General features: G+C 74.4%; 9 protein-coding genes. 5 read left to right on the top strand and 4 right to left on the bottom strand.

The genetic code is table 11. From position 1 onward, the window contains the following. Nucleotides 1–300 precede the first annotated feature (300 nt). Both J7523_RS17265 and J7523_RS17260 read left to right on the top strand, forming a co-directional pair. A complete protein-coding gene (locus J7523_RS17265; RefSeq protein ID WP_291889426.1) occupies nucleotides 301–1,236 on the top strand; it encodes a hypothetical protein in 936 nt (311 codons plus the stop codon). 49 nt (nucleotides 1,237–1,285) lie between these two features. Further along, complete coding sequence (locus tag J7523_RS17260; protein ID WP_291889422.1) at nucleotides 1,286–2,608, top strand: FAD-binding oxidoreductase; 1,323 nt, start codon at nucleotides 1,286–1,288, stop codon at nucleotides 2,606–2,608. A gap of 97 nt (nucleotides 2,609–2,705) precedes the next feature. On the opposite strand, the gene J7523_RS17255 is transcribed toward J7523_RS17260, so the two are convergent. Continuing rightward, nucleotides 2,706–3,488, bottom strand: coding sequence for a YwiC-like family protein (locus J7523_RS17255; protein ID WP_291889420.1), 783 nt, complete (start codon nucleotides 3,486–3,488; stop codon nucleotides 2,706–2,708). Between the two features lie 186 nt (nucleotides 3,489–3,674). Here J7523_RS17255 and J7523_RS17250 point away from each other — a divergent pair, with 186 nt between their 5' ends. Continuing rightward, nucleotides 3,675–4,037: a hypothetical protein gene (locus J7523_RS17250; RefSeq protein WP_291889417.1), complete on the top strand. Its 363-nt coding sequence runs from the start codon at nucleotides 3,675–3,677 to the stop codon at nucleotides 4,035–4,037. 206 nt (nucleotides 4,038–4,243) lie between these two features. After that, nucleotides 4,244–4,582: a hypothetical protein gene (locus J7523_RS17245; protein WP_291889415.1), complete on the top strand. Its 339-nt coding sequence runs from the start codon at nucleotides 4,244–4,246 to the stop codon at nucleotides 4,580–4,582. Here J7523_RS17245 and J7523_RS17240 read toward each other — a convergent pair. Then, nucleotides 4,554–5,171, bottom strand: a complete 618-nt coding sequence (locus J7523_RS17240) for a TetR/AcrR family transcriptional regulator (protein WP_291889412.1) — start codon at nucleotides 5,169–5,171, stop codon at nucleotides 4,554–4,556. The genes J7523_RS17245 and J7523_RS17240 overlap by 29 nt on opposite strands. A 156-nt stretch (nucleotides 5,172–5,327) precedes the next feature. Between J7523_RS17240 and J7523_RS17235 the strand changes: the two genes are divergently transcribed. Next, complete coding sequence (locus tag J7523_RS17235) at nucleotides 5,328–6,869, top strand: MFS transporter (RefSeq protein WP_291889409.1); 1,542 nt, start codon at nucleotides 5,328–5,330, stop codon at nucleotides 6,867–6,869. Nucleotides 6,870–6,975: 106 nt separating this feature from the next. Here the strand turns inward: J7523_RS17235 and J7523_RS17230 are convergent, their stop codons facing one another. Next, on the bottom strand, nucleotides 6,976–7,539 hold the full coding sequence (locus tag J7523_RS17230; protein ID WP_291889406.1) for a YqgE/AlgH family protein: 564 nt from the start codon (nucleotides 7,537–7,539) through the stop codon (nucleotides 6,976–6,978). 124 nt (nucleotides 7,540–7,663) lie between these two features. After that, complete coding sequence (locus J7523_RS17225; RefSeq protein WP_291889404.1) at nucleotides 7,664–8,509, bottom strand: VOC family protein; 846 nt, start codon at nucleotides 8,507–8,509, stop codon at nucleotides 7,664–7,666. Between the last annotated feature and the right edge of the window lie 208 nt (nucleotides 8,510–8,717).

Raw genomic sequence — 8,717 nt, 5'->3', positions numbered from 1 at the left:
CGCGCTTGCGCCTGCGCTCGTCGCGGTCCGGGGTCAGGTCCGGGTGGGGGGTGGTGGTCATGCGTCGCTCCTTTGTCGATCGCGGGGACTCGGTCGACGGCCACCCGTGTCCCGGGTGACTCGTTCGCGTGCCACACCAGGGTGCGTGGCACATACAGCTACCCCGTGGGCCATTCGGCCCAGGGCGACCGGAGCCGTCGGGATGAGGCAGGTCACACCGCGTCACCCACTCGGGACGAAGGGCCCGGCGCGCGGCGCCCACCTCCGCGCCGCCCAGGCCTTCGGTCCTACGCTCGCGGCATGGACGTCACCGCCTGGCTCCTGGACTCCGACCCGGCGATCCGCTGGCAGGTCCTCCAGGACCTCGTCGACGCCCCGCCCGACGACGTCGCCGCGGAACGCGCGCGCGTCGCGACCGAGGGCTGGGGTGCCCGCCTCCTCGCCGAGCAGGCGGACGACGGCCGATGGGACGGCGGCACCTACCGCCCCGGCTGGGTCGACGAGGACCGCCCGTTCTTCGACGCCTGGACCGCGACGCACTTCTCGCTGCAACAGCTCACCGAGCTCGGCCTCGACCCGGCGTCGCCGCAGGCGCAGCGCGCCGTCGAGCTGGTCCGCGCGCACGTCCGCTGGGACCACGCCGGCGAGCCGTACTTCGACGGCGAGGTCGAGCCCTGCATCAACGGCGTCGCGCTCGCGGTCGCGGCGTACTTCGGCCAGGGCGGGGACGCGATCGCCGAGACGCTCGTGCGGACGCGCCTCGACGACGGCGGCTGGAACTGCTGGGCGGAGTACGGGGCGTCCGTGTCGTCCTTCCACTCGACGATCTGCACGGTCGAGGGCCTGCTCGCGTGGGAGCGGGCCGGTGGCTCGTCCGACGCCGTCAGCGAGGCCCGGCGGACGGGGGAGGAGTACCTGCTCGACCGTGGGCTGTACCGGCGGCGTTCCGACGGCGGCGTCGCCGACCCGCGCATGACGATGCTGTCGTTCCCGGTCCGCTGGTTCCACGACGTGCTGCGCGGGCTCGAGCACTTCCGCGTCGCCGACCGCCGGGACCCGCGGCTCGAGGACGCGATCACGCTGCTGCGCTCGAAGGCCGACACCGACGGCCGGTGGGCTCTCGAGAACGTCCACGAGGGGCCGACCCTGTTCGGCTTCGGCGACACCGAGGGTGAGCCGAGCCGCTGGGTGACGCTGCGGGCGCTGCGCGTGCTGCGCTGGTGGGACCTGGGCTGACGGGCCCGTCCCCTTGCCGCTCGGTCGTCCGGGCGCCAGAGTCGGTGGCATGCCCGTGGCCGGAGCACTGCCCGCCAGGTTCGACGGCGACGTCCTTGTCCCGGGCTCGCCCGGGTACGACGAGGCCCGCACCGTGTGGAACGGCACGGTCGACCGCCGCCCCCGCTACGTGGTCCGGTGCGCCGGACCGCAGGACGTGCGCATGGCCGTCCGGGTGGCTCAGGAGCTCGCGCTCCCGCTCGGCGTCCGCTGCGGCGGGCACAGCGCCGCGGGCCACGCGGTGCCCGACGACGGCCTCATGATCGACCTCTCGCGCATGCGCACCGTGTTCGTCGACCCGGGTGCCCGCACCGCGCACGTGGAGGGCGGCGCGCTGCTCGGCTCGCTCGACGCGGCGACCCAGCCGTACGGCCTCGCGACGACCGCGGGCATCGTGTCGCACACCGGCATCGGCGGCCTGGCGCTCGGCGGAGGCGTCGGCTGGCTCGCCCGCCACGTGGGTCTGACCTGCGACAACGCGCTCGGCTTCGACGTCGTGACGGCGAACGGCGACCTCGTCCACGCGTCGGCGGACGAGCACCCCGACCTGTTCTGGGCCCTGCGCGGCGGCGGCGGCAACTTCGGCGTCGTCACTCGCTTCGACCTCAGGCTGCACGACGTCGGCACCCAGGCCCTCTCGGCGGAGGTGGACCTCGATCCCGCGACGGGCCTCGGTGCGCTGCGAGCCTGGCTCGCCGCCGCGCACGACCTGCCGACCCGCGCCACGGCGCACGCGACCGTGTGGGCCGGTGGCCCGCTGACGCTGGGGTTCGTGTGGGTCGGTCCGCCCGCCGACGCGGCGCCGCTGGTCCGGGCGCTCGAGGACCTCGGCCGGCCGGCCGACCCCCGCGTCGAGGAGATGACGTACGTCGAGCTGCAGTCCCGGTCCGACGACGCCTCGGGCTACGGCCACCGCCGCTACGGCAAGAACCACTACGTCACCGACCTGCCCGACGAGGCCCTGCAGGCGTTCGTCGGCCACGCCGCCACGCAGGACGGCGTCGTGACCCTCACGACGTACGGCGGGGCCATCGCCGAGGTCGACCCCGCCGCGACGGCCTTCCCGCACCGCCACGCCCGGTTCGAGCTCGACGTCGGCGCCCGCTGGGACGACCCCGCCGACGACGAGCGCCTCGTGGCGGCCTGCCGGCGTGCGGCCGCGATGTTCGAGCCGTGGAGCATCGGCGCCTACGTCAACGCGACCGCCGACGAGGGCCCCGCGGGCGTGCACCGTGCGTACGGCGAGGCGACCTATGCGCGGCTCCGGGAGGTCAAGCGGACCTGGGACCCCGACAACGTGTTCCGCCTGAACCAGAACATCCCCCCGGCCTGACGATCACGGCGAGAGCGCCGGGAGGTGCCGATCGCGCACCGCGACGCGCGGCTCGTGGTCATCGACCGCGACGGGTGCCGCCCGGGAAGCGGTCGTGTCAGACGACGGCGAGGGTCACGGCCGTCACCGCGGCGGTCGCGACGATCTCGCCGACCCCGATCGCCTTCGCGCTCGGCCACGGCCGCAGCCGCGGCACCAGCACGGCGCGGGCGAGCAGCGCGATCGCGACGACGACCAGCACCTGCGGGCCGCCCGCCACGGCCGCGGCGCCCGCGGCGACGACCAGCGCGAGGTGGAAGCCCGACGACACCACCAGCACCGGTCGGCTGCCCCGGTCGCGGATGAGCGACTTGACGTACGGGACCGTGCCCAGGAAGTACGCGGCGAGGAGCCCGCCGGCGAGCCACGCCCTGGCGTCCGGCGCGGTCCACGACGGGCCGAGCGTCGCCGCGACAGGCGTCATGAGCGCCGCCGCGACGACCGTGACGGTGTCGTTGAGCCACGACCGGTCCGCACGCCTCGCCGAGCACACGAGGCTGACGGCGAGCAGCGCGAGGAACGCCGGGGCCCAGGCCAGCAGCGACGGCGCGGCGAGCACGAGCGCGACCCCGAGGGTGGCCGTGGCCAGCCCGTACGCGCGGACGGGCGGCCACCAGCGCGGTCGTCGGGAGGCCTTGAGCCACAGCCCGGTCGCGTGGAACGCGAGGTAGGCGACCAGCCATGTCACGAGAAGGAGCGCGTGCCGCCACGTTGGGCCCGCGAGCACCGCCCCGACGACCACCGGCACGACGAGCATCGCCCACGCGCCGTGCTGGTGCGGGACCCAGCCGGGGCCTCGGCGGGCGCGCCGCTTCGTCGTCGTCGCTGGGGTGACCGCCACGGCGCGAGCATCGCCGTCGCTCGCCCGGACGGGGTGGGACCTAGGTCCCTGGCGTGCGTCACCCGTGGGGAGGACAGGAAGGCGCGTGATCCACCCGTCTGCGCGCCGATGTCGCCCGCTCGGCGGCTCACGGGCCCGCGGGGGCTGCTGCGACGATCCGCGTGGTTCCGAGCAGAGGAGGACCAGGTGCGCGGACGGAGCGCCGTCGCCGTGCTGTCCGTCGCGGTGCTGTCCGTCGCGGTGCTGCCCGTCGCCGGCTGCGGCCTGGTCGGCGGTGGCGGGTCGCACGCGGGCTTCGAGAACTACACGGACCAGCAGGTCACCGTGAGCATCACGGGCACGGACCACGTGCTGGCGCTGCCGCCCGCGTCGGACGCGCAGCTGTCCGAGGGCGGGTGCGTGGGCAGCGGCGTCGTCGTGACGCGCGACGACGGCACGGTGATCGCGTCGTTCGACGGGAAGATCTGCCCGACGACGCACCTCATGGTCCGCGCGGACTGGAACGTGTACGTGACGGACGACCTCACGACGAGCGCGCCGGGGTCCTAGAGCCGGGCTGACCTGCCAAAACGTTTCGCAGCAGACGTACCGACCGGTACTGCTGACAGGCGCCGCGACCGGTTGCGAGGATCCGCCTGCCGGCACCTCCACGTGACCCACCGGGCTCCCGCCCGGTGGTCGTCCGCGCCCGTCGACCGCTCCGGTCCGACCGGTGGAGGGCCGGCGCTCGGTCCCGGCGGTGAGGCAGGTCGTAGGTGCGCGCGCGTTTCGTGGTGGTCGGTGCGGTCGTCGTCATGGTGACGGCGGGCTGTGGTGGAGGGGGGCCGGGCGCCGAGTTCTCGAACTACACGAGCGAGCGCCTGACCGTGACCATCGAGGGGACCGACGAGGTGCTCGACGTCGAGCCCAGCTCGGACGTCACGCTCGACCGGTCGGGGTGCGCGGGCACGGGCGTCGTGGTGACCAAGCAGGACGGCACCGTGGTCGCCGCCTTCGACGGGAAGACGTGCGCCCGGACCGCCGTCGCGGTGCGCGGGGACTGGAGCGTCCTGGTGTCGGGCGAGCTCAGGGAACGCGCGCCGGCGACGCCATGACGAGCGGCAGGATCACCGCATCGATCATGCGGACGACGAACTCCTCGTCCACGAAGCCGCCCTCGACGAGCTTGCGGTAGCTGATCATCGCCGGTGCGACCAGCGACACCATCTCGAGGTCGACGTCGTCGCGGAGCTCGCCGCGCAGCCGTGCGCGCTCCAGCAGGTCGCGCATGAGCGTGACGCGCGAGCGGACGAACTGCTCGTGGAACACGGCGCCGAGCCGCGGGTCGTCCTTGACGACCGACATGAGGCCCGACATGAGCGCGTTCGAGTCCCCGCGGCGGCGGCCGAACCGCACGGCGAGCAGGTCGCCGCGCAGCGTGCCGGTGTCCGGCACGTCGTCGATCGTCATCCGAACACCACGCGCGCACACGATCGCGTCGACCGTGAGCTCGACCTTCGAGGGCCAGCGGCGGTAGACGGTCGCCTTGCCGGCGCCGGCGCGCTCGGCGACCGCGTCCATCGTCATGCCGTCGAACCCGCGCTCGGCGAGCAGCTCGCGCGCGGCGTCGAGGATCGCGTCGTCCTTCGAGTCGTCACGGCGGCGCCCGGGGCGGCGGGCGACTGCGGTCGCGCTGTCGTCCACCGTGGTGCCGCCTCTCGTCGTCGTGCGTCTGGGGCCACGGTACCGCGCCTCGACGGATGCGGAACGCAAAAGTTCCGGAACTTGGGGGTTCCGGAACTAGCGAGTTCTGTAATAGGTTGGCGGCACCGCATCCGAGACATCTCCAGGAGCGTTCGCATGTCTTCCACCTCCACCACCTCCGCGCCGCCCGCGCCGTCGGGCGCGTCGCTCGCCAGCCGCAGCCGCTGGCTCGTCCTCGCGACCGTCGCGCTCGCCCAGCTCATGGTCGTGCTCGACGCGACCATCGTGAACATCGCGCTGCCGTCCGCCCAGGCGGACCTCGGCTTCACCGACAACGACCGCCAGTGGGTCGTCACCGCCTACGCCCTCGCCTTCGGCAGCCTGCTGCTGCTCGGCGGACGGCTCGCCGACATGTTCGGGCGCCGCCGCATGTTCCTCGTCGGCCTCGTCGGGTTCGCCGCCGCGTCGGCCCTCGGCGGCGCCGCGCAGACGTTCGAGCTGCTCGTCGGGGCGCGTGCCCTGCAGGGCGTCTTCGCTGCCGTGCTCGCGCCGGCCGCACTGTCCGTGCTCACCACCACGTTCACCGTCCCGAAGGAGCGCGCCCGCGCGTTCGGCGTGTTCGGGGCCATCGCCGGGATGGGCGGTGCCATCGGCCTGCTGCTCGGCGGGTACCTCACCGAGAACTTCAACTGGCGCTGGAACCTCTACGTCAACGTGCTGATCGCCGTCGTCGCGTTCGTCGCCGGATCCGTGCTCCTGTCCCGCACCGCCGAGCGGCACGAGACCCGGCTCGACGTGCCCAGCGTGCTCCTCGCGTCGAGCGGGCTGTTCGCGCTCGTGTTCGGCTTCTCGCAGGCCGAGCCGCAGGGGTGGGACGCGCCCGCGGTGTGGGGCTCGCTCGCCGCGAGCGTCGTGCTGCTCGTCGCGTTCGTGATCCGGCAGCGCAGCGCGCAGTACCCGCTGCTGCCGCTCGACATCGTGCTCGACCGCGACCGCGGCGCAGGGTTCCTCGCGATCCTCGTCGCCGGGTCCGGCATGTTCGGCGTGTTCCTGTTCCTCACCTACTACCTGCAGCTGACGCTCGGGTACACGCCGATGCAGACCGGGACCGCCTTCCTGCCGATGATCGTGACGCTCGTGATCACCGCGCAGATCCAGTCGAACATCCTCGTGCCCCGGCTCGGGCCCAAGCTGCTCGTGCCGACGGGCATGGTCACGGCGGCGCTCGCGATGGTCTGGTTCCGGACCCTCGAGCTCGACAGCGGGTACGGGCGCGTGCTCGTGGGGCTCGTGCTCATGGGCATCGCGATGGGCTCGATCATGCCCGCGTCGTTCCAGATCGCGACGCTCGGCATCACTCCCCGGCAGGCCGGCGCCGCGTCCGCGATGGTGTCGACCAGCCAGCAGGTCGGCGGCGCGATCGGCACCGCCGTGCTCAACACGCTCGCTGCCACGGCCGCGACGGCGTACCTCGCCGACCACGGTCCCGTGTCGCCGCAGGTGGTCGCCGAGGGGGCGCTGCACAGCTTCGCGGTCGCGTACGGGTGGTCCGCGGGGATCTTCCTGCTCGGTGCGGTGCTCACCGGGGTGCTGTTCCGCGCCCGGGCCGACCGGGCGGCGCGCGCCGAGCGGGCGGCCGCCGCGAGGGCGGCCGAGGGGCCCGCCGGGATCGAGGACGTGCCCGCGCTCGCGCACTGACGTTCCCGCCTCGCACCACGGCAGCAGCACCGGCCCCCGTCGGCCGGTGCTGCTGCCGTTCCCGGCCCTCGGCGGTCGAGCGCCGGGCCGGTCGGGTGCCGCCGGGTCAGTTGAGGCTGGCGTCGTCCGCGTAGGTCGAGACGATCGCCAGGTCGCCGCCCTGCCGGCGCAGCACCCGCCGCCACAGCTGCGACGGCGTCGGCGTGAGCACGTCGTCGGGCAGCGCGTCGACCACGAACCACGCGCGCTCCGCGAGCTCGTCCTCGAGCTGGCCCTCGCCCCAGCCGGCGTAGCCCGCGAACACGCGGACACCGTCGACGTGCGGCACGACGAGGTCCGGGTCGGCGTCGAGGTCGACGAGGCCGAACGGGCCGGTCATGCGGTCGACCCCGTTCGTCGGCACGGCGCCCGGCAGCAGCGACGCGACACCCATCGCGCCGTCGAGGCCGACCGGCCCGCCCTGGAACAGCTGCGGTGGCGAGCTGACGTGCGCGTGCCACGCCGGGAGGACCTCGCCGACGTCGACCGACGACGGGCGGTTGAGCACCACGCCGACTGCGCCGTGGTCGCCGTGGTCGAGCAGCAGGATGACCGTCCGGTAGAACGTGTCCTCCTGCAGGCGCGGCGTCGCGACGAGCAACCGGCCCTGCAGCGCCGTGCCGTCGGTCATCGCCCCATCATCGCCGACGTTCCCGGGGTGCGCGCCGGGTCGGCGGCCGCGGTTCGCCGGTCGTCGACGCACAGTCGAGGCGTCGCCCGGGTGGGTCGCCCGGGAGGGGCGCCCGACCCCGGCGTCACTCGGGCGGCGTGAACTGGCTCGCGGTGAACGTGGCGCCCTGCGGGTCGCGGATCGTCGCCGTGCGGGCCCACATCGACTCGTCGGTGCCGAGCACCTCGCCGCCGTGCTCGCGGGCCAGGTCGGCGGTCCGGTCCCGGTCGGCGACGGAGAACGACACGTGCCAGTGCGGCGTCTCGCCCGCGCCGAGCGGTGCGACCCAGCCGATCGCGTCCTCGAACCCGACCGGTGTGTGGACGTCCGCCTGGCGCTCGCGGATGCCCGGGTCGACGGTCGCGACGAGGTGGTCGCCGTAGCCGGGCACGCGGATCATCACCGCCCAGCCCAGGTCGACGGTCTGCCAGCCGAACGCGCGCTCGTACACCTCGCGCGCGGCGGCGACGTCGCTCGTGTGCAGGTCGCTGAAGTTCCAGGCGCCGGGCGTGTTGACGACCTGGGCGCCGAGGCGCCGCTTCGCCTGCCAGAGTCGCAGCGTCGCGCCCTGCGGGTCGGCGAGCTCGGCCCACGTGCCACCCTCGCCGGCGACCGTGGGGCCGGTCCTCTCGACCAGCCCGGCGGCGGTCGCGCGGTCGAGGGCGGCGGCGATGTCGTCGACCGCGACGTACGTGTGCCAGCCCGGGTCGCCCGGTGCCGGACCCGTCGGTTCGGCGGGGCCGCCGATGCCCGCCGCGTCCCGTCCGTCGACCTGCGCGATGACGTACCGCGACGGCAGGCCGGGCGGGGTAGCGTCCTGGAACGTCCACCCGAGCACCGGGCCGTAGAACGCCTTGGCGCGCTCGACGTCCTGCTGCTCGATGTCGACCCAGGACGTCACGCCCGGCGGGTAGGTGCGCTGGTCGGTCATGGCTCCTCCTCGCGTCGGTGCTGCTCCGGTCACGCTACGGGGGCCCACCCACACGGGCAGGCCCCCCAAGGCCTCAGGCGGTCAGCCACTCCGCGAGCGTGGTAAAGCCGAGGCGCGTGCCCGGCCCGGCGGTGAGCGACGCGTCGTCGATCTCGGAGCCGAGGTAGCCGGCCGCGGGGTCGGCGACCACCGTGCGCCCGGTGCGCTC

The sequence above is a fragment of the Cellulomonas sp. genome (genome assembly GCF_017744555.1).
Classification (GTDB): Bacteria; Actinomycetota; Actinomycetes; order Actinomycetales; family Cellulomonadaceae; genus Cellulomonas.
The sequence above is the reverse complement of the archived record's forward strand: the minus strand, read 5'-3'. Positions and strand labels throughout refer to the sequence as shown.

Excerpts from the sequence above, each read along its gene's own strand:
- J7523_RS17230 (WP_291889406.1), bottom strand. The coding sequence starts at position 7,539 with ATGACCGACGGCACGGCGCTGCAGGGCCGGTTGCTCGTCGCGACGCCG.
- J7523_RS17265 (WP_291889426.1), top strand. The coding sequence starts at position 301 with ATGGACGTCACCGCCTGGCTCCTGGACTCCGACCCGGCGATCCGCTGG.
- J7523_RS17235 (WP_291889409.1), top strand. The coding sequence starts at position 5,328 with ATGTCTTCCACCTCCACCACCTCCGCGCCGCCCGCGCCGTCGGGCGCG.
- J7523_RS17225 (WP_291889404.1), bottom strand. The coding sequence starts at position 8,509 with ATGACCGACCAGCGCACCTACCCGCCGGGCGTGACGTCCTGGGTCGAC.
- J7523_RS17260 (WP_291889422.1), top strand. The coding sequence starts at position 1,286 with ATGCCCGTGGCCGGAGCACTGCCCGCCAGGTTCGACGGCGACGTCCTT.